Annotated in this window: 13 protein-coding genes; 5 read left to right on the plus strand and 8 right to left on the minus strand. The window is 73.8% G+C overall.

Annotated elements, in window-relative coordinates; genetic code table 11:
- Positions 1–15 precede the first annotated feature (15 nt).
- The 4 genes from ACIRO3_RS16720 to ACIRO3_RS16735 all read right to left on the minus strand — a co-directional run bounded on the left by ACIRO3_RS16720 (position 16) and on the right by ACIRO3_RS16735 (position 5,328).
- Entirely contained in the window at positions 16–1,302 is a 1,287-nt protein-coding gene (locus ACIRO3_RS16720; RefSeq protein WP_404137124.1) for a PrsW family intramembrane metalloprotease, read from the minus strand.
- Between the two features lie 43 nt (positions 1,303–1,345).
- Positions 1,346–2,149: a tRNA (guanosine(46)-N7)-methyltransferase TrmB gene (gene trmB, locus ACIRO3_RS16725; RefSeq protein WP_361783815.1), complete on the minus strand. Its 804-nt coding sequence runs from the start codon at positions 2,147–2,149 to the stop codon at positions 1,346–1,348.
- Between the two features lie 217 nt (positions 2,150–2,366).
- Entirely contained in the window at positions 2,367–3,599 is a 1,233-nt protein-coding gene (lhgO, locus tag ACIRO3_RS16730) for an L-2-hydroxyglutarate oxidase (protein WP_404137127.1), read from the minus strand.
- Positions 3,600–3,618: 19 nt separating this feature from the next.
- Positions 3,619–5,328 carry a sporulation protein gene (locus ACIRO3_RS16735; RefSeq protein ID WP_404137130.1) on the minus strand — a complete coding sequence of 570 codons (1,710 nt, stop codon included), beginning with the start codon at positions 5,326–5,328 and terminating at the stop codon, positions 3,619–3,621.
- 625 nt (positions 5,329–5,953) lie between these two features.
- Between ACIRO3_RS16735 and ACIRO3_RS16740 the strand changes: the two genes are divergently transcribed.
- Together ACIRO3_RS16740 and ACIRO3_RS16745 are read left to right on the plus strand one after the other, a co-directional pair.
- The gene (locus ACIRO3_RS16740) at positions 5,954–8,170 is read left to right on the plus strand and encodes an asparagine synthase-related protein (RefSeq protein WP_404137133.1); all 2,217 of its coding nucleotides are present in this window, start codon (positions 5,954–5,956) and stop codon (positions 8,168–8,170) included.
- Between the two features lie 323 nt (positions 8,171–8,493).
- Complete coding sequence (locus ACIRO3_RS16745; RefSeq protein WP_404137136.1) at positions 8,494–11,730, plus strand: BTAD domain-containing putative transcriptional regulator; 3,237 nt, start codon at positions 8,494–8,496, stop codon at positions 11,728–11,730.
- On the opposite strand, the gene ACIRO3_RS16750 is transcribed toward ACIRO3_RS16745, so the two are convergent.
- Both ACIRO3_RS16750 and ACIRO3_RS16755 read right to left on the minus strand, forming a co-directional pair.
- Entirely contained in the window at positions 11,717–13,648 is a 1,932-nt protein-coding gene (locus ACIRO3_RS16750; RefSeq protein ID WP_404137138.1) for a sigma-70 family RNA polymerase sigma factor, read from the minus strand. The two genes, ACIRO3_RS16745 and ACIRO3_RS16750, sit on opposite strands and share 14 nt — an antisense overlap.
- 435 nt (positions 13,649–14,083) lie before the next feature.
- A complete protein-coding gene (locus ACIRO3_RS16755; protein ID WP_361783830.1) occupies positions 14,084–14,851 on the minus strand; it encodes a helix-turn-helix domain-containing protein in 768 nt (255 codons plus the stop codon).
- 341 nt (positions 14,852–15,192) lie between these two features.
- Between ACIRO3_RS16755 and ACIRO3_RS16760 the strand changes: the two genes are divergently transcribed.
- Together ACIRO3_RS16760 and ACIRO3_RS16765 are read left to right on the plus strand one after the other, a co-directional pair.
- Positions 15,193–16,611: an NAD(P)/FAD-dependent oxidoreductase gene (locus ACIRO3_RS16760; protein WP_404137142.1), complete on the plus strand. Its 1,419-nt coding sequence runs from the start codon at positions 15,193–15,195 to the stop codon at positions 16,609–16,611.
- A 168-nt stretch (positions 16,612–16,779) separates the two neighbouring features.
- Positions 16,780–18,525, plus strand: a complete 1,746-nt coding sequence (locus ACIRO3_RS16765; RefSeq protein ID WP_404137174.1) for a SpoIIE family protein phosphatase — start codon at positions 16,780–16,782, stop codon at positions 18,523–18,525.
- Positions 18,526–18,583: 58 nt separating this feature from the next.
- On the opposite strand, the gene ACIRO3_RS16770 is transcribed toward ACIRO3_RS16765, so the two are convergent.
- Entirely contained in the window at positions 18,584–19,885 is a 1,302-nt protein-coding gene (locus ACIRO3_RS16770; RefSeq protein WP_361974096.1) for an MFS transporter, read from the minus strand.
- 110 nt (positions 19,886–19,995) lie between these two features.
- Between ACIRO3_RS16770 and ACIRO3_RS16775 the strand changes: the two genes are divergently transcribed.
- Complete coding sequence (locus ACIRO3_RS16775; RefSeq protein WP_053676179.1) at positions 19,996–20,529, plus strand: MarR family winged helix-turn-helix transcriptional regulator; 534 nt, start codon at positions 19,996–19,998, stop codon at positions 20,527–20,529.
- A 240-nt stretch (positions 20,530–20,769) separates the two neighbouring features.
- On the opposite strand, the gene ACIRO3_RS16780 is transcribed toward ACIRO3_RS16775, so the two are convergent.
- A partial coding sequence (locus tag ACIRO3_RS16780) for a hypothetical protein (protein ID WP_404137147.1) occupies positions 20,770–21,021 on the minus strand: 252 nt, incomplete at its 5' end.

Below are 21,021 nucleotides of genomic sequence, written 5' to 3' on the forward strand. Positions count from 1 at the left end.
GGGGCTGCGCGGGACTCAGCGCCCGACGTCGGCCGCGGGCCGTCTCTCATCCGCGCGCCTGGGTGCCGGTACCGCGGTCAGCGTCGCCCGGCCGGCGGCCGGAACGGGGTCGAACCACGGCGGGAGCAGTTCCTCCATCACCGCCGCCCGCGCGAGAGCGGGCGCGGCCGTGGCCCGGCGCAACCACATCTCCCCGAGCAACTCCCGCTCCCGCTGGGCGAAATCCGGTTCCCGGACCGGTCCGCCGCGCCGGGCGCGGTGGCGCAGCAGGGCGAGCGCGGCCGCGTCCGCCTGGTACCGGGCGACGGTCCGGCCGGCCGCGCGGCCACCGGTGCGCCGGGCCAGGGCGCGGGCCAGCGACCGGGCGGGCATCGACGCCAGGGCCGGTACCTCCGCCCGACCGAGCCAGCCGGCGGCGGCGTACACCGCGAGTTCGGCGGCGACGGCCCGCAGCAGTCGGCGCCGGGTGCGCACGGTGAGCCACAGCAGCAGCCCGAACGCCGGGACCATCACGCAGCCGTAGACCACGTAGAACCCGTGCTCCCCGAACTCCGACGAGCTGTTCCACAGCGCGTGCAGCGCGATCGCGGAGGCCAGTCCGAGCAGCGGCAGCCCGATCCGCGCCGACCGGCGGGAGCGCAACAGTCCGGCGCCGAGACCGAGCCCGGTGAGCACCGTGAACAGCGGGTGCGCGAAGGGCGACAGGACGACCCGTACGAAGAAGGTCGCCGCCGTGAGGGAGTCGAGCACGCCGGCGCCACTGGACAGGTCCTCGTCGAAGGCGTTGCCCAGATACAGGATGTTCTCGGTGAAGGCGAAGCCCGTGGCGGTGAACCCGGCCAGCACGAAGCCGTCCGCCGGCCCGGCGAGACGGCGTCTTCGCAGGACGAGCACCAGCACCAGCGCGGCCGCCTTGGCGCTCTCCTCGACGACCGGGGCGATGGCCACCGAGCCGAGCTGATCGGCATCGGTGGGGTCGGCGGTGGCCGCCGCGATCCACTGGGTGGCGAAACTGTTGGCCAGTATGGCGATCAGCGCGGCGGTACAGGCCCCCCAGCCGAAGCAGAACAGCGACTGCCGCCACGGCCCGGGCGCGGCCCGAGCCGACCACCGGAAGGCCGCCATGAGCGGTGGTACCGGCAGCAGGGCGAGACCGAGCCCCACGAAGAAACCGGGCGTGCCCGTCTGCTCCCGCACGAGTTCGAGGATCGCGACCCCGGGCACGGCGAGCAGCACGACGAGCACGCACGCACGGGCCCGGCCCGACGGACGTGCGAGCACACCCGCGAGCGCTCGGTACACGCCATCACCCTAGCGAGCGGCTCTGACACACGGAGTGACGTTGTCAGTTCTCCGAGCGACGGAAGAGCAAGTCGTGTACGAGGTGCCCCTTGTCGAGACCCTGGCCCTCGAAGCGGGTGAGCGGACGGAAGTCGGGGCGGGGCGCGTAGCCGCCGTCGGCCTGGGTGTTCTCGAACCGCGGGTGCGCGGTGAGGACTTCCAGCATCTGCTCGGCGTACGGCTCCCAGTCCGTCGCGCAGTGCAGCACCGCGCCGGGCGCCAGGCGGGTGGCGGCCAGATCGAGGAACTCGGGCTGGATCAGGCGCCGCTTGTGGTGGCGGGCCTTGGGCCAGGGGTCCGGGAAGTACACGCGCAAACCGGCGAGGGAATCGGGCGGCAGCATCTCGCGGAGCAGGATGATCGCGTCACCGTTGGCGACGCGGACGTTGGTCATGCCGCCCCGCTCGGCGAGCGCGAGCAGGTTGCCCTGGCCGGGGGTGTGCACGTCGGCGGCGAGGATCCCGGTGCCGGGGTCGGCGGCGGCCATCTGCGCGGTCGCCTCGCCCATCCCGAAGCCGATCTCCAGGACGACCGGCAGCCCGTCGAACATCGCCTTGAGGTCGAGGACCTCGTGCCCGTCGATGTCCAACCCCCAGGTGCCCCAGAGCCGCTTCAAGGCCTCGCCCTGCCCGGTGGTCACCCGGCTGCGGCGCGGCTGGAAGCTGCGGATCCGGCGCTCGTGGTGCGAGCCCGCCGGGTCGGGCGCGGGCCCGTCCGGGAAGCGGGGCTCGGTGCGCCACTTGGGAGGCGTGTACGTGGCGCCGCCCTCGGGGGCGCTCGGCGACTGGGGATTCGTGGACTCAGACACAATGCGCCGATTCTACGACCCGGCCCTCCCCGCCGCCCGCCCCCGGCCCGCCGGGACCTCGGGCCCGCCGGGACCTCGGGCCCGCCGGGACCCCGGGTCCGGCGGGTCATCCGGCCGGTCGGGTCATCCGGCCGGTCGGGCCCGGCGGACAGGTCGGGCGCGTCAGGCAGTCGGGCGCGTCAGGCAGGTCGGGCCGGCCAGGCCCGTCGGGCACCGGTCAGGCCGTGCGCAGCGTGGCCAGGGCGCGCCGGGCCACCTCGCGCCCGATCGGGAGCGACGCGGTCGCGGCCGGCGACGGCGCGTTGAGGACGTGCACGGTGCGCGGGGCCTCCCGGATCAGGAAGTCGTCCACGAGGGTCCCGTCCCGCAGGACGGCCTGCGCCCGCACGCCGGCCGGCGCCGGAACCAGGTCGGAGGCCGACACCGCCGGCAGCAGCCGCCGCACCGCCTCGGTGAACGCCCGTCTCGACAGCGACCGCCGGATCTCGCCCGCCCCGTAGCGCCAGTGCCGCGCGGCCATCCGCCAGGACCCCGGCCAGGCGAGCTCGTCGGCGAGGTCCCGCGGCCGGACCACGCCCCACCCGTACCCCTCCCGGGCGAGCGCCGGCACCGCGTTCGGGCCGACGTGGACCCCGCCGCCGATGCCCCGGGTCAGGTGCACCCCGAGGAAGGGGAACGCGGGGTCCGGCACCGGGTAGACCAGCCCCCGGACCAGCGACGGCCGCGCCAGGTCGTAGTACTCGCCCCGGAAAGGCACGATCCGCATCCCCGGGTCGTCACCGGCGAGCCGCGCGATCCGGTCGCACTGCAGCCCGGCACAGTTCACCAGCACCCGCGCCCGCACCACCGTGCCCGACGTGGTGCGCACCGCGACCCCGCCCGGGCGTCGCGAGATCAGGTCGACCGCGCCGCCGTAGACGATCTCCGCCCCGGAGGACTCCGCCAGCTGCGCCGCGACCCGCCCGTAGTCCACGATCCCGGTCGTGGCGACATGGATCGCGGCCAGCCCGCGCACCTCCGGCTCGTACTCCGAGATCTGGGACGGGCCCAGTTCCCGTACGGGGATGCCGTTCTCCCGACCCCGCTGGACCAGCGCGTGCAGCCGCGGCAGCTCGGACCGCTCCGTGGCGACGATCAGCTTGCCCGTCACCTCGTGCGCGATCCCGTGTTCCACGCAGAACTTGACCATCTCGGCGGCCCCGCCGACCGCGAACCGCGCCTTCAGCGAGCCCGGCCGGTAGTAGATGCCGCTGTGGATCACACCGCTGTTGCGGCCGGTCTGGTGTCGGGCCGGGCCGGGCTCCTTCTCCAGGACGACCACCCGGGTACCCGGGGCCAGCCGCGACAAGGCATGCGCTGTCGACAGGCCGACGATTCCGCCACCGATCACCAGCACATCGCAGTCCACGCCGCCGCCCACGCTGACACCTCCCACCCCTGCATACTGCACCCCGCCACCGACAACGCGGCTACGCGGGGGCGACCAGCAGCGGTCGTGCCCGTTCGCGCAGCTCCACGACGCGCGGTTCGTCCCCGTACGGTTCCAGCCGGTGCAGCAGGTCCCGTACGTACTCGTTCGTCCGCGCGGAGGAGATCCGTCCCGCGACCTCTACTGCCCGGGTACCGGCCGCACACGCCGCGTCGAGGTTGCCCGACTCCAGCTCCGCGACCGCGCTCACCACCAGGCGCAGGCCGTGCGAGCGCACGTACTCCTCGGTCGGTCGCGACAGCGCCTGCTCGGTGAAGCGGCGGACCTGCCGGGGGAGTTTGAGGTCTCGGTAACATTCCGCCGCATCCGCCGCGAAACGGTCGTACGAGTAGAAACCCAGCCAGGTCGGATCCGCGTCGCCCTCCCGGGCCCGCTCCAGCCATCCCTCGGCCGCCCGCAGCGCCGCCCCGGCGGCCACCGGATCGCCGGCCTTCGCGTGCGCCCGGGCCTCGACGAGGCGGAAGAAGCTCATGGTGCGGGAGGTCGCGAGGCCGCGGTTGCGCTCGACGGCGGCCTGGGCCAGGTCCACGCCCTCGTCCGGGAAGTCCCGGTAGGTCGCCTGGAGGGACATCGAGGCCAGCACGTACCCGCCGAGGGGCACGTCGGCGGCCGCCCGGGCGAGCCTCAGGGCCTGGATGTAGTAGCGCTGGGCCGCCTCCTGCTGACCGGTGTCGAACGCCATCCAGCCGGCCAGCCGGGTCAGTTCGGCGGTGGCGCCGAACAGCGCGCGCCCCACCTCGTCGGTGTACGAGCCGAGCAGCAGGGGCGCCGCGTCCACCCGCAGGCACTCCGGCACCATCGAGGAACGCCAGTCCCCGCCGCCGTACTTGGAGTCCCAGCGGCGCGCGTCCTCGGCGGCCTCGCGCAGCTTGGTGACATCGCTGTGGCCCACGCGCTGCGGGACGGCCTCCGACAGCGCCGCGGCGCCCTTCGTCGCACCGCCCGGTTCGCGCGGGGCGTGCGCGGTGCGCGGGGTGGACGCCACGCGCGGGGTCTCCGGGATCCGCGGGACCACATCGGACGGGGCGGACGACGTGGGCGGCGGGGGCGGTGCGGACGCCACGGACAGTCCGCTCCCGGCGGACGAGGTGGACGGCGTGGGCGGTGCGGACGACGGGGGCGCGGTGGGCCCGTCCGGCGCCGCACCCGGCCCGGCGGCCCGGGCCCCCTCCGTCGGGAGCTCCCGCGGCTGCGACTCGCCCGGACCGCCCCCCGGCTCGCGCGCCACGGAACTGTCGGCGGGGGATATCAGCCAGCGCGAAGCGGGCGTCGCGTACGCGGACACGGCGAAGGAACCGGCCAGCGACTGCCAGATCCCGCCACCGCCCCGCCGGCCCGCGAGGTCGAGCCGGTACAGGTCCGTGGCCGACCGCACCGCCGCCCCCACGTCGCGCGGGAAGGCCAGGCCGACCTCCGGCGCGGGGTCGGCGTCCGCCAGTCCGATCTCGTGCAGCGGTACCGGCCGCCCCAGTTTCGCCCCGATCGCGGCGGCGATCAGATGCGGGGCGGCGCCCTGCGGCACCATCCCCTTGGACACCCAACGGGCCACCGACGTCTTGTCGTACCGAAGCGTCAGGCCGCGCTGCGCGCCGAGGTCGTTCACCCGCCGGGCCAGCCCCGCGTTGCTGATGCCCGCGAGGGCGAGGACGGCGCCGAGCTTCTCATTGGGCTCGCGGAGCTCCCTGGACATGCGCCACCCCTCGTCACACGCGGAACGCAGACGCCGCCGGGGCATAGGCGCCCGGCATTTCGTAAACCCAGCGTAGTTCCCCGCCTCCCAAGCGTTAAGGCCTCCACTTCCGTATGGCGGGATTGTTGTCCGTACGCACAGTCGGGGTGGGGCCCACACCCGGGGCGCACGTGTCAGCGCGTGCTCCGTCCGTGTGGCCGTGCGCCCGGCCGTGCGCTCTGGCTGCTCCCGGGGCCCGGCGATTCGATGTGCGGTGCGTGGGTCGGCCCGCCGCGTGGATCGGGTGGGCCGGGGGACGCCGCTGCCTCAATCCCCGCGGGTGGCGGAACGGTTCGGGGGGTGGATCCCGCCTCCCGGGCCGCGCCCCGGGGAGCCGGCGCGGCGAGGGGAACCAGTACGGCCGAAGAATGGCCGAAACCGACCTATGGGACGCCGGGCACGGAACGCCAAATACCGCGTGGCGGGGGCGTGTTCGTTTGCATGTGCGCCCCCCTTAACCCCTCTCGCACGCCTGTCTCGTGGCAGCATGGACCCCGAGCCACCCGGGGCCCGTACGGTCGCGCCCGCACGCCGACCACGCTGTACGTGCCCCGGTCATGTGCCCACAGGCTGGGGAGGCGGCGGCGTGCGCTGGTTGGTCGGGTGGAGCAGTATCGCCGCGAGCTTCGGCACGGCCGGACGCGTCTCCGGCCAGGGCGTTTCCGGTTCCGCGTACGGAGCCTCCCACCGACCCGGCGCCGACGGCCCCCCGTACGGAACCGCCTACGCGGACCCCCCGCACGGCGGCATCGCCGACGCGGCCCACCCCGACGACCCCGCCGCCCAGGACGCCGAACGCACCGTCCAACCCGTCGGAGCCCAACTCCTGTGGGGCGACCCCGACCCCCTCTGGGCCGTCGGCGACTGGCGCCCCGACGAGATCCGCACCGTCACCGCCGACCCCAGCGACCCCTTCACCCGGCTCGCCGTCCTCGGCTGCTGCGGAGCCACCGACGCCGAACTGCGCCGCGCCCTGTACGCCGCCCGCGGCGGCGCCCTGCGCCACCTCACGCAGTGGTCCGGCAGCTACACCGCCGTCGTCCAGGCCGGCCGCCGCATCACCGTCCTCGGCGACCTCGCCGGCGCCCGCCCCGTCTTCTACACGCCCTGGGCGGGCGGCACCGCGTACGCCACCGCCGCCCTCCCGCTCGCCGACCTCATCGAGGCGCAGCTCGACATCGGCCACCTCGCCGCCCTCCTGGCCTGCCCCGACAGCCCCGAGGCACTGGGCGACGGCACACCGTACGTCGGCGTTCGCCGCATCCCGCCCGGCCACACCCTGATCCTGCGCGAGGGATCCCGCGAGATCACCGGCTACGAATCGGTGGCCTCCCTCGCCGTCGCCGCGCCCGAGGCCGACCCCGAGCGCGCCGTGGAGGGCGTGCGCGAAGCATTGGTCGACGCGGTGCGCGCCCGGCTCACGGCGCCCCGGCATGCCCCCGACACACTGCTGCCCGACCCCGGCCCCGTGCCCGGAATGGGACCCGCGGACCGCCGCGCCGCCCGCGGCGCCCCCGCACCCGGCGTCGGCGCCGACCTCTCCGGCGGCAGCGCCTCCGCGACCCTGGCCCTCCTCGCCGCCGGCCTCCCCGGCGCCCCCGGCAGCGTCCTGCGGCAGTCCGGCGAACGCCTCCTCGCCGTCACCTTCAACGACCTCGCCACCCCGCAGGGCCGCGAGGGCGAACTGGAACGCGCCCACGCCATCGCCGCCGACCCCCGCCTGCACCACGTCGTCGTGGCCGCCGCCGAGGAAGCCCTCCCGTACGCCGAACTCGACGGCCCGCTCACCGACGAACCCGGCCCCTCCCTCGTCTTCGCCGCCCGCGAACGACGCAGACTCGCCGCCGGCTCCGCCGACCACTTCACCGGCCACGGAGCCCGCCAGGTCCTCGACGCCCACCCCGCCCGCCTCGCCGACCTCCTGATGGACCGCCGCAGACGCCACCTCCTGCGCCCCGTCGCCGCGCTCGCCCGCTCGGCCGCCGGCGAGTCCCTGTTCGTCCCCCTCACCGTCTACTCCGCCGCCCGCCGCCTCGCCCGCACCCCCTACCGCGCGGGCATGGAAGCCGCCGCCGCCCGCCTGCGCGACGGCGCGCCCCCGGCCGGCGCGCTCACCCCCGTCGACGCCTCCCTCGCCGCCCTGACCTGGTCCCGACCCGGCCCCGCCGCGGGCTGGCTCACCGGCGAAGCCCTCGCCGAGGTCTCGATCCGACTCACCGCCGCCGCGGGACGCCCACCCCTGTCCCTGCGCCCCGGCGAGGCCCGCGCCCGCGCCGTCCTCGCCCGACACGCCGCCGACCACCGGGTCTTCGAGCAGGCCGTCGAGGTACGCAGCCAACGCCTGCACGCCCCGTTCCTCGACAACCAGGTCGTACGGGCCGCCCGCGCCCTCCCCGAGTCCCTGCGCGTCCAACCCGGCGCCCGCGCCACGATCCTGCGCAGCGTCCTGTCCTCCGCCGGAGTACGCGAACTCCCGCCCGGCTGGGGCGTCACCGCCCACGCCCCCAACGAGACCGCGACCCGCCTCGGCCTGCGCGCCGCCCTCCCCGACCTGCTCGCCCTCTTCGCCACCCCCCTGCTGGCGGATGCGGGCCTGATCGAGGCCCGCGTCGTACGCCAGGCCCTGCTCGACGCGGCCGACGGCCGCCCGGTGCCGCTGGACGGACTCGCCGAACTCGTCTCCATGGAACTGTGGCTGCACCGCCTCCTCGCCCGCCGCGGCACCTGCTGGACCGGAACCACCGCCCCCCGCCGCCGCGCCGTCCCCACAGGCATCCCCCACCGCCGCCCGGCCCTCTCCTGACCTCCCCCGGCCCTTCCGCCCCACGCCCGACCGGCACCGCCCGCCCATCCCGCCCCATCCGGCTCCACCGCTCCATGGGCGCCCCACCCGCACCGCGCCCCACCCAGCCCCGCCCCGCGCCCGACCGGCACGGCCGCCCCATCCAGCCCCGCCGGCGTTTGAGGCGCCCGGCGCAGCCGGGGCCGGCAGCAACACGGCGGCACGTGGCACAACGCGGCAGCACACGGCAGCACACCGCACACCGCACACGCCACCCCCCGGGAGGCCCCCGCCCCCGCCACAATTCCCCCCCACCCCGGCCAGGGGAAAGGCAGAATTGCCCGGTGCAGTACCTCATCCTCGGCCCCACCGAGGCCCGCGACGACTCCCACGCCCCCCTCCCCATCGGCGGCGCCCGCCTCCGCGCCCTCCTCGCCTCCCTCGCGCTCCGCGCCGGCTCCCCGGCCGCCGTCACCGTGGCGGACCTCGTCCACGAGGTGTGGGGCGACGACCCGCCCCAGGACGCGCCCGCCGCCCTCCAGGCGCTCGTGTCCCGCCTGCGCCGCGCCCTCGGCGCGCGCGACCGCGTCCTCGCCGACCCCACCGGCGGCTACCGCCTCGCCGCGACCCGCGAGGACGTGGACCTCCACCGGTTCACCCGGCTCGCCCGCGAAGGCGCCCGACAGCTCGACGCCCACGCCGCGACGCCCCCCGCCACCGCCGCCGCGACCCTCCGCTCCGCCCTCGCCCTCTGGCGCGGCGCCGCCCTCGCCGACCTCCCCGAGCCCGCCCGTTCCGCCCTCGCCGCCGCCCCGGAGGCCCTCCGTACGGCCGCGCGGCGCGGCCGGGTCGAGGCCGAACTCCGGGCCGGCGCCACGGATCCGGCGTCCCTGCTGCCCGAGCTGGACGCGCTGATCCACGAGCACCCGTACGACGAACCCCTGCGCGTGCTGCAGCTCCGCGCCCTGCGCGCCGCCGGCCGTCCCGCCGACGCCCTCGCCGCGTACGAGCGCACCCGCCGCACCCTCGTCGAGAACCTGGGCACCGATCCCGGGCCCGCCCTGCGCGCCCTGCACGCGGAACTCCTGCGACCACCCCCCGAACCCGCCGCACGTCCCGAACCCTCCGAACCCCCCACAGCCCCCGAACCGCCGGAGGCCCCGCGCGGCAACCTCCGCCCCCGCCTCACCTCCTTCGTGGGCCGCGAGCCCGACCTGGCGGCCCTGCACGGCGACCTGACCCGGCACCGCCTCGTCACCCTCATCGGCCCCGGCGGCTCCGGGAAGACCCGCCTCGCCGAACACGCCGCCGCCGCCCACCCCGAACCGGGCTGGCTCGTCGAACTCGCCCGCCTCGACCACCCCGCGGCCGTACCCGGCGCCGTACTCAGCGCCCTCGGCCTGCGCGAGAACGGCCTGGTCGCCCGCGAGAAGACCCCGGCCGAGGACCCCACCACCCTCCTCATCGACCACTGCGCCCACCGCAGCCTGCTCCTCGTCCTCGACAACTGCGAACACGTCATCGGCGCCGCCGCCCACCTCGCCGACCGGCTCCTCACCCACTGCCCCGGCATCCGCGTCCTGGCCACCAGCCGCGAACCCCTCGGCGTCCCCGGCGAGGTGCTGCGCCCCGTGGAGCCCCTGCCGCCCGACCCCGCGCACCGACTGTTCGCCGACCGGGCGGCGGCCGCCCAGCCGGGGTTCACCCCGGACGACGACCCGGCGGCGGTGACCGAGATCTGCGCCCGCCTCGACGGCCTTCCGCTCGCCATCGAGCTCGCCGCCGCCCGGTTGAGGCTGCTGACCCCGCGGCAGATCGCCGACCGCCTCGACGACCGGTTCCGGCTCCTGACCGGCGGATCCCGCACGCTCCTGCCCCGCCAACAGACGCTGCGGGCGGTCGTGGACTGGTCCTGGGACCTGCTCACCGAACCCGAACGCGCCGTCCTGCGTCGGCTCGCCGTCTTCACCGGCGGCTGCGACCTGACCGCCGCCGAGGCCGTCTGCGCGGAACCCGCCCTCGACGTGGCCGACGTCCTCGGCTCGCTCGTCGACAAGTCCCTCGTCCTGGCCGAACCCACCCCCGACGGCATGCGGTACCGGATGCTCGAAACCATCCACGAGTACGCCATCGCCCGCGCCGCCGTCGAGCCGGCGCGGGCCCGCACGACCGCCCTGCGCCACGCCGCGCACTTCCTCGCCCTCGCGGAGGAAGCCGAACCCCTGCTGCGCACGGCCGCCCAACTGCCCTGGATCCGGCGCGTCGAGACCGAGTTGGACAACCTCCGAGCGGCCCTCGACCTGGCCGTGCGGGACGGCGACGCCGACACCGCCCAACGCCTGGTCTTCGCCCTGGGCTGGTTCTGGTGGCTGCGCAACTACCGCGTCGAAGGCGCCCAGTGGACCGCCCGGGCCCTCGCCCTCACCCCGACCGAACCGCCCGAGGGCTCACCCGCGTACCTGACCCGGCTGCGCCTCCAGGTGCTCCACATGTTCCTGCGCTCGGAATCCAGCGAGGCCGAGGAGTTCCGCACCCCCGAGTACCGGGCACTCGCCCGCCGCATCAAGGAAACCTTCCGCCACGGCTCCCCGGAGACCAACGCCTTCCCCGGCATACTGTGGCCCACGACCGCCCTCCTCACCGGCGACCTCCTCGACTTCCACACCGACCTCGACGAGGCCGTCGAGAACTGCCGCCGGCACGGCGGGGACTGGGAACTCGGTGTCATCCTCATGCTCCGCACCCACGTCGCCATCGACATGACCGGCGGCCTGCACACCGTCGACGCCGACCTCGTCGAACTCCACGAGATCGCCCACCGCGTCGGCGACCGCTGGACGCGGGCGCAGGTGTCGAGCGCCGCCGGCGAGGTCGCCCTGTCCCGCGGCCAGTACGACTGGGCCCGCATCGAGTACGAGGAGTGCCTGCGCCTCGCCCGCGAGGTGGGGGCCCACATCGAGGCGCCCTTCGCCATCGCCCGCATCGCGGAGACCGCCTACTGCTCCGGGGACATGGAAGGCGCCGAACGGCTCCTGGCCGAGTCGGACCGGGAATCGCGCAAGTACGGAGGGGTGTACGACGTACGTGCCTTCGCGCGCCTGCTCGCCTCGATGATCGCCCTCTACCGTGGCGACTTCGCCAAGGCCCGCGCCGAGTACGCCGTGGCCCGGGCCGAATCCAAGGGAGCCGGCGTCCCCCCGCAGTTCATCGCGGGCCTAGACAACATCGAAGCCCTCCTCGTCGCCCACGACCAGGGCCCGCGAGCCGCGCTCGCCGGCGTCGGGCCGGCTTTCGCCGACGCGATCTCCACCCACTGCGCGGAACGGGTCCTGGCCGCTCTCGCCGAGACCGCGGCCGGACTGCTGGCCGCCACCGACCGGCCCGGCGAAGCCCTGCGGGTCCTCGCGGCGGCCACCGCGTGGCGCTCGGGACACCCCCGCTCGGTGCCCGAGGAGGCGTTCCTCGACGGGTTCCCGGAACGCGCCCGCGCCCTCCTCGGCCCCGCCCGCTCCGCGGATGAGGAGGCGGCGGGCGCCGAACTGACCCCGCCCGAGGTCGCGGCCCTGCTCAAGAGCAGCTGATCACCGCGTCGGCCCAGCTCGCCAACGCCGGCAGCCGCCCCGGCCCGACCCGCTCCACCACCAGGCGCAACGTCGTGTGTCCGGCCAACGACACCTCGACCCGGGCGGGCGCGTCGCCGTACCCCAGGGCGCCGGACCGCCACAGCCGCCGCCCGTCGCCGTACACCGAGAACCGGACCTCGGCATCGGTCAGCAGCGCCAGCCCGTCCACCCCGGCCCGCGCGGTGAAGCTCTCGCACCGCCGGTTGAGGCCGATCTCCACCGAGGAACGGGAGTCGACGGTGATGCCCTGTGAGAACCGGCGCCCACCGACCTCCAGCCCCCAGCGCTGCCACACCCAACTCCCGGCCCAGGTCCGCAGCTCCGGTCCGGTGTGCTTCCCGTACGCGGAGTGCCCCAGCCGGGCCAAGGCGAACCCCTGCGCCGGGGCGGGCGCCGCCGGCGTCGGCGACTTCGACGGCGTCCGGACGGGCGGGGGCTTCGGCGCCGGTCGCACGACGGCCGCCTTCGACACCGACGGCCTGGCCGAAGGCGCCCGACTCGGCGCCGGCGCGGGTGCGGGCGCGACAGGGCGCCGAGGCGGTACGGGAACCCGCGCCACCGGCGCCTTCGTCCCCGGCGACCGAGGCTCCGGCGCGGGCGGGGCGGGAGCGGGCACCACCGGCGCCACCACACCCGGCACCGCCTCCGCCCGGGGCCGCGGCGCGGAATCGTCCCCGGCCAGCGCGAACACCACCCCGGCGGCCGCCGCGACCGCGATCCCGGCGGCAATGGCGGCCTTGGCCGGCAACCCCAGCCCCTCGGACACCACCGCGCCCCCGGCCCCGGCCGAAGCCCCACCCCCCGCACCCGCGGCGGCACCCGCCCCCGCCCCGGCACCCGCCGAGGATCCGCCGACCGCGGCGGCGGCAGCCCCCGCGCCACCGGCGGCCACGGCCCCACCGGCCACCACCCCGGCCGCCTTCACCGCATACCCGGCGGCGAACCACCCGATGACCGCCACCGGCAACAGCGCGGGAATCCCCGCGTTGACGTCCTTGAGCTCCCCGGCGGCGAGCCGGCACTTGACGCACTCCTCCAGGTGCCCCCGCAGCCCCCGCTCCGCCCGCACCCGCAGCCCGCCCCGGGCATACGCGCCCAGCCGGTCCGCGTACCGCGCGCAGTCCCCGCCCTCGACCAGCGCCGAACTCACGTGCGCCTGGAGGTAGGCCTGCTTGAGCCCCTCGCGAGCCCGACTCGCCAGCACCGCCGTCGCGTTGGGACTCAGCCCGAACAGCGGGGCGATCGCACTCGGCGAGGCCTCCTCGACGGTCGTGTGCCACAACACGGCCTGCCACCGCTCGGGCAGGCTCCGGAAGGCACGCATCGCCAGGGACCGTTCGGCCTCGTGCATCGCCCGGACGTCCGCGCCCCACTCCAGGGTGTCGTCACCGGAGAGCCCGGAGCCACCCTCCGCCCCCGCGGCCGCCTGCTCCGCGAACACCGCGAAGTCCTCGACCAGATGCTCCCGTTTGGCGGTCTTCGCCCACGAGGCAGCGACCCGCCGCACGGTGGTCAGCAGATAGGCCCGCACCGAATGGTCCGGCCCCGCACCTCCCCGCACCGCCTGAAGGGTCCGTGCGAACACCTCGCCGGTCAGGTCGTCGGCGGTGTGCGCGTCCCGGCAGCAGGTGCGCGCGTAGCGCCGTACGGAATCCGCGTGCCGACGGAACAACTCCTCGTACGAGCCGTCGTCACCCCCGCGCATCCGGGTAAGCAAGTCCGTGTCCGACGGCGGCAGTTCACCATCCTCGGCTTCCGAGCCGACGTGCCGGCCACCCGGATCACGCTGCGCGGGCACCTGGCGGGCGGGCAAGCCGCCCGCCTCGACCTCGCCCCCGGCGCCGCCGAATGACTCGTCTCGCCCGTCAACGTTCATTGCGGAAGCCCCCGCACGGCACACTCAACCGGTACACCGATCCAGCGTGGCACACGGGCGCCGGCGCACCGGCCCCCTCTCACCGCCATCCACTCATCCGGGGAGGATCCGGCGAATCGCCGTGCTGATCCTCACCCGATCGAGCGAGTGGCCGTTCGAAGGAACCGGTTGACCGCCTCCACGAGGCCCGCCCGACACGACTCCCACCGCACGGCGCCGACACCCGCCGGTCACCGCACGCCGTTCACCGAGCCGAGCCGGACACCGAGCCGAGCCGATCCCCGAGCCGAGCCGATCCCCGAGCCGAGCCGGGCCGATCACCACACCACGGCCTGAAGCACGGCCTTGAACCACGGTCCTGAGCCACGGTCCTGAATCGCGACTCAGAACCACGCCCCTGAGCCACGACTCAGAACCAGGCCCCCGAGCGACGACTCAGACCGTGCGCGACCGCAGACCCTCCAGCAGGATCTCCAGCAGCCGGGCCGAAGCCGCGGCCTGCTGCGCCGGGTCCGGCAGGGCGGGCGCGGCGGTCGCTATCACCAGCAGCACATCGGCCACGGTGACGTCGGCACGCAGTTCACCCGCCTCCCGGGCGCGGTCCACCAGTCGGCCGACCACCTCCAGCAGCGCACCCGACCCCGAGTCGTCCGAGAGCTCGTCCTCGACGGCCGTCCGCGCGCCCACGACCCGCAGGTCCGGCCCGCCGACCCCGCCCGCCTGGCGCTGGTGCGGAACCCTGGCGGCCTCCGCCTCCTCGATCCCGTCCTCGTCGGCCGAGCCGACCCGCAGCACCTGCGGCGGCAGCAGCCGTCCGGCGCCGGAGGCCACGGAGGTGCGCAGGAAGCGCGAGAGCGCCTGCCACGGCTCCTCCTCCTGGCCCAGCGCGGACTTCGCCTGGTCGGTCAGCCGGGCGGTCTCTTCCTCGGCTATTCGCCGGACCAGCACGTCCTTGCTCGGGAAGCGCCGGTACACCGTGCCGACGCCGACGCGGGCGCGTCGCGCCACGTCCTCCATGGGAGCCCCGTAGCCCAGCTCGCCGAATACCTCGCGGGCGGCGCGCAGGACGTGTTCGAGGTTGCGCTGCGCATCGACACGCAGCGGAGTGGAACGACCCATTCCGTGCGTGGTGGCACCTGTCATCACGCGGCCGCTGTCAGCAGACAGAGCGGTCGCAGAGCCATGAAAATCGGAAATGTGCATATGTTTCCCCCGGTAATCATTTGTCTCCCCCCGGAGACACTCCCCGCCTTCACGCCGAGGGGGGCCACGGTCATGGGGCCCTGGTCCTACTCCTCGACGAGTTACGAACATAGTTGAGCCAGAGTCAATTCAGAAGGGGCAGCCCCGGACGGAGCACCGCCCGATCGGAGCATTCACCCCCACTTTTCCGGCGCAAGCCTACGGAATCACTCCCTCCGCACGCGCTGACCTGCGCTCCTGCGCGCAGATCCACACCCCCTGACAGACCCGCCCCAGCACTCTCTCCGGTCACACAATCTGCCGGGCCTGTGGACAAACTCCCGGCCACGTTGCGTCATGGGGTGGTGAAGGCTGCTAACACGCGGGGCACGGCCCCCGGTACCCCGCCCCGAACGCGCATCCTCATCATCGGAGGCGGATACGTCGGCATGTACACGGCGCTGCGACTCCAGCGGAAGCTGAGATCGGGCGAAGCCGAGGTCACGGTGATCACCCCCGAGCCCTACATGACCTACCAGCCCTTCCTCCCCGAAGCGGCCGCCGGATCCATCTCCCCCCGCCACGTCGTCGTACCGCTGCGCCGCGTCCTGACCGAGTGCCGCATCGTCATCGGCCAGGCCCAGCGCATCGACCACGCCAAGCGCGTCGCGACCGTCACCACCCTCGCCACCGCCGAGGAGGGCGCCGGCGACATCGAGATCGCCTACGACGAACTCGTCCTCGCACCCGGATCGGTCTCGCGCACCCTCCCCGTCCCGGGACTCGCCGACTACGGCATCGGATTCAAGACGGTCGAAGAGGCCATCGGCCTGCGCAACCACGTCATCGAACAGATGGACATCGCCTCCTCCACCCGCGATCCCGCCATCCGAGACGCCGCCCTCACCTTCGTCTTCGTCGGCGGCGGATACGCCGGCGTCGAAGCCCTCGGCGAACTGGAGGACATGGCGCGGTTCGCCGCCCGGTACTACCACAACATCAAACCCGAGGACATGAAGTGGGTACTGGTCGAGGCCAGCGACCGGATCCTCCCCGAAGTCGGCCCCGAAATGGGCGTCTACACCGTCCGTGAACTGCGCCGACGCAACATCGACGTACGCCTGGAAACCCGCCTCGAATCCTGCGAGAACCGCGTGGCCGTCCTCAGCGACGGCGCCCGCTTCCCCACCCGCACCGTCGTCTGGACCGCCGGCGTCAAACCCCACCCGATCCTCGCCGCCTGCGACCTGCCCAAGAACGAACGCGGCCGGCTCGCCTGCACGGCCTTCCTCACCGTCGAAGGCGTCGAACACGCCTGGGCGGCGGGCGACGCGGCAGCCGTCCCCGACATCACCGCCGCCGAACCGGGCCGCGAATGCGCCCCCAACGCGCAGCACGCCGTCCGCCAGGCCAGGTCCCTCGCCGACAACCTCGTCGCCGCCCTGCGCGACGAGGTCCTCACCGAGTACGCGCACAAGTACGCCGGCTCCGTCGCGTCCCTCGGCCTCCACAAGGGCGTCGCCCACGTCTACGGCCGCAAGCTCAAGGGCTACCCGGCCTGGCTGATGCACCGCGCCTACCACCTCAGCCGCGTCCCCACCTTCAACCGCAAGATGCGGGTTCTTGCGGAATGGACCCTCTCAGGTCTGTTCAAACGCGAGATCGTCTCCCTAGGCTCCCTCGAACACCCCAGAGCAGAATTCGAACTCGCGGCGGGAGGCGGCCCGAAGGACCCGCCACCCCCACCCGCGCCCCAACCGCCGAAGGACGGCCAGGGCTGACGTTGTCAGTCCGGTCGGCCACACTGGACGTGTGACCATAGGTGGGCCCACGCCTGCACAGAGTGACAACCGAGTGCACACCGTCCGGCGATCGACCTGGGGGGAACCGCCCAGCGGCAGCTGGGGGAGACACAGCGACCACTTGCGACACCACGAGGCTTGAACGCAGTGAACTTCACCCGCTGGAGCGCCCGGTTCCCCGGAACGCAGCGCCGCGCCGCCGCCCGGACCGAACACGCCGCCGCCCAGGCCAAACGGGGTGAAGGCTCCGTCCCGGCAGCCCGCGGCGCCGCCACCCACGCCCCGGCGCCCCCGGGCGACGGCACCCCCGCGGAGCCCACCGTCTCCGGAACGGGCACGGGCCCCCTCCCGGCCGCGCCCTCCCTCGACGAACTCTCCGTCCGCGACGTCCTCGGGCTGCTCCCGGCGCTCGTCGCCCTCGTCCACGGCCCCGACCACCGCGTCGCGTACGTCAACGACGCCTACGCAGCCGGCTTCGGCCCCCGCACCCCGGGCGCCCCCGCCCACGAGGCCCTCCCCGAACTCGGCGACCTCGGCCTGCTCCCGCTCCTCGACCAGGTCCAGCGCAGCGGCAAGCCCCGTACCGCCAAGAACCGCACCGCGCCCGGCGGCGGCGACTCCTACACGGTCACCTGCACCCCCGTCGAGTTCCCCAAGACCGACACCGCGCCCGGCCAGGAACCCCACACCGGCGTACTGGTCCACCTCGCCGACGTCACCGACCACGCCGAGGCCGCGGAACGGCTGCGCGCCAGCGAGCGCCGCCAGCGCGAGGCCGCCGTCACCCTCCAGCGCTCCCTCCTGCCCCAGGAACTGGAACAGCCCGACGACCTCCGCGTCGCCGCGACCTACCAGCCCGGCGGTACCGAGGCGGCCGTCGGCGGCGACTGGTACGACGTCATCACCCTCGGCGCCGGCCGCACCGCGCTCGTCATCGGTGACGTCATGGGCCGCGGCGTCCGCGCCGCCGCCGTCATGGGCCAGCTCCGCACCGCCGTCCGCGCGTACGCCCGCCTCGACCTCCCGCCCCACGAGGTCCTCCAACTCCTCGACGGTCTCGCCGCCGAGATCGACGCCAGCCAGATCGCCACCTGCGTCTACGCCGTCCACGACCCCAACGAGGGCCTGCTGGCGTACGCCTCCGCCGGCCACCTCCCGATCCTGGTCCGCGACGAGCACGGCACCGTACGCCGCGCCGCCGACCCCACCGGCCCGCCACTCGGCACCGGCGGCTGGCTGCACACCTCCGGCACCATCCCCCTGGGCCCCGGCTCCACCGCCGTCCTCTATACCGACGGCCTCGTCGAACGCCGAGGCGAGGACATCGACGAAGGCGTCGCCGCCCTCGAACGCGCCCTCGCCGGCGCCCAGGGCACCCCGTCCGTCATCTGCGACCGCCTGATGCGCGCACTGGGCGTGGACGCCGACCACGACGACGACGTCGCCGTGATGGTCCTCCAGCAACCCGCCCGCACCGGAGCCGACGCCGAGCTCTTCCACAACGCCGCCCTCGAACTCCTCGGAGGCATCGAGGCCGCGCCGCGCGCCCGCGCCTTCGCCCAGGGCGTCCTCGCCTCCTGGCGCTTCCCCGTCGAACTGTGCGACCTCGGCGTGCTCGCCGCGAGCGAACTCGTCGCGAACTCCCTCCAGCACGGCACCCCGCCCATGCACCTCCGGCTGCGCCGCACCGACCGCCGCCTGATCATCGAGGTCACCGACGGGGACGACCACCTCCCGCGCCGCCGCCGCGCCGAACCGGCCGATGAAACCGGCCGCGGCATCTCCATCGTCGCCACCATCGCCTCGAACTGGGGATCCCGCCGCACCCCTGGCGGCGGCAAGGCCGTCTGGTGCGAGTTCGCGCTCCCCGACAAGCAGCCCGACAAGCAGTAGGACGACATGACGATGCCCCCGGTCCGAAGAAGGACCGGGGGCATCGTCATCAGGTGATCTACACGGAAGCGGGCTCCGCGGCCTTCACCACGGCGACCGGAGCCGCCGGCGCCGACGGAGCGCCCTTCAGCAGCGACGGGTTGTCCTGCGCCGGCGTCAGCTGCTTCCCGAGCCGCAGCGCCAGCCAGGCGATCCCCAGCGAGACCACCACGAACACCCCGATGTACAGCATCGGCACACCCGCCCCGAGCGGCACGCCCAGCGGCCCCAACGCCAACGCCATCTGCTTGACCAGCGCGAACGCGGAGTTGTACTGCCCCACCGAACCCTCCGGCGCGAGATCCGCGACGAGCGGCGCGAGCGTCGGCGACAGCATGGCCTCACCGATCCCGAAGAGCGCGTACGTGGTGACGAACGCGGCCGCGGCCATCACGGCGCTGCCGTGCCCCAGCCCCGAGAACCCGGCGATGAGCCAGGCACCGGTCCAGATCAGACCGACCAGCGCGATCACCCGAGACCGCCGCCGCTTCTCGACGAGCCTCAGTACGACGAACTGCGCCACGACGATCGCACCGGTATTGGCGGCGAGCGCGAACCCGAGCGTGGACGGGGAGATCCCGGCGGCCTCGGTACCGAAGGCGGCCAGACCCGACTCGAACTGTCCGTAACAGGCGAAGAAGACCACGAAGCCCAGCACCAGCAGCTTGACCATCGCCTGGTTCCGCAGCATCCGCTTCCAGCCACCACCCGCCTGCGACGGGTCCCGCGGCACGGCGTCCTTGATGCTCGGCGCGTGCGGCATCCGCACGGTGGCGATGACGCCCGCCAGCACCAGGAACATCACCGCCTCGATACCGAACAGCAGGGTGAAGCTGCCCGGGTGCGCGACATCCACGATCTGGCCGCCGATGAGACCACCGATGCCGAGACCGAGGTTCTGCATGAAGAACTGGAGCGCGAAGGCACGCGTGCGGGTACTCGGGGTCGAGCACCACACGATCATCGTCGCCAGCGCCGGCTGCATCACGGCCTGCCCGGCGCCCAGCGCCAGCGCCGACAGCAGGATCGGCACCAGTCCGGTGGACAGCCCGAGGGACAGCGCCCCGAGGGACGCGGCCACCGCCGCCCCCATGACGACCGGGACGGGACCACGTCGGTCGATGATCCGACCGGTGAAGGGCAGCGCGACGAGAGCGCCCAGCGCGAAGGCCACGAAAGCGCTCGTGGCGGCCATGGAGCCCAGATTCCGCACCTGCGCCACGTAGATGTAGAGGAACGGAACCGTGAAGCCGATGCCGAACGCGGTCAACGCGTTCCCGGCCTGGATCCGCCGCATCGCAGCGCCCATCACCTTGGTCACTTTCACCACCTTGATAGCTGAAGCCTGAAGACTTCATCCCTAAAGTTCGAAGCTTAACTCTACACATCGAAGGAGTTAGATGCCAACGAGCTCGTGCCATACTTCGGGCCATGGGTGACACCGACGGCACTACGCCTGTCCACGAGCCGAGCCTCGACGAGCAGATCGCCGTCTATCAGCGCGAGTTCCAGGACCTCGACCCCCAGGTCGAGAAGGTGGTCTCGGCACTGAGCCGGCTGAACCGCCGCATGAACGTCGCGTACGGACGCCAGACCGCGGCCCTGGGCATCAGCAACGCGGAGTGGGAGGTCCTCAAGGCCCTCGTCATCTCCGGATCCCCGTACCGCATGGGCCCGAGCGAGCTGGCCAAGCAGCTGGGCCTCACGCCGGCCGCGATGACGCACCGGATCGACCGGATGACGTCGGAGGGTCTGGTCACCCGCGAGCGTGACGAGTCCAACCGGGTCCGCGTGATCGTGGAGCTCACGGACGAGGGCCGCAGCAAGTGGCTCGACGCGATGCGCGCGGCCACGGTCTTCGAGGAGGACCTCCTCCAGGACCTCTCCACCGCGGAGCGCGGCGTACTGGGCGACATGCTGACCCGCCTCCTGGACCGTGTCGAAGACCTTCAAGCCAGGGGTTGACACACCCCTCGCGGATCCGTAAGGTTCTTCGAGTTGTCCCAGAGTCAACTGGTTTTGGCGACAACAACTCCCGCCGCCTCGTTGCGGCACCCCAACTCAGCACGATCTCCCACCGGGAACGAATTCGGCATGCCCGAATTAATTTCCGAAGGCCGATTATGAATCGCCTGGGAAGTCCACTAGGGTTCTGGGAGTCGGAAGGGCCCAACAGCCCGGAAGGCAAACCCCACTGACTGGGAGTCAGGCCCGAAAGGTTCTGATAGAGTCGGAATCGCCGGAAAGGGAAACGCGAAAGCGAAGAACCGGAAGGCGGAAAACAAGCGGGACTGGCTCTGATAGAGTCGGAAACGCAAGAACGAAGGAAGCGCCCGGAGGAAAGCCCGAGAGGGTGAGTACAAAGGAAGCGTCCGTTCCTTGAGAACTCAACAGCGTGCCAAAAATCAACGCCAAAAGTTGATACCCCGTCCATTTCGGTGGATGAGGTTCCTTTGA

The sequence above is a fragment of the Streptomyces sp. NPDC102278 genome, assembly GCF_044766345.1.
GTDB lineage: Bacteria > Actinomycetota > Actinomycetes > Streptomycetales > Streptomycetaceae > Streptomyces.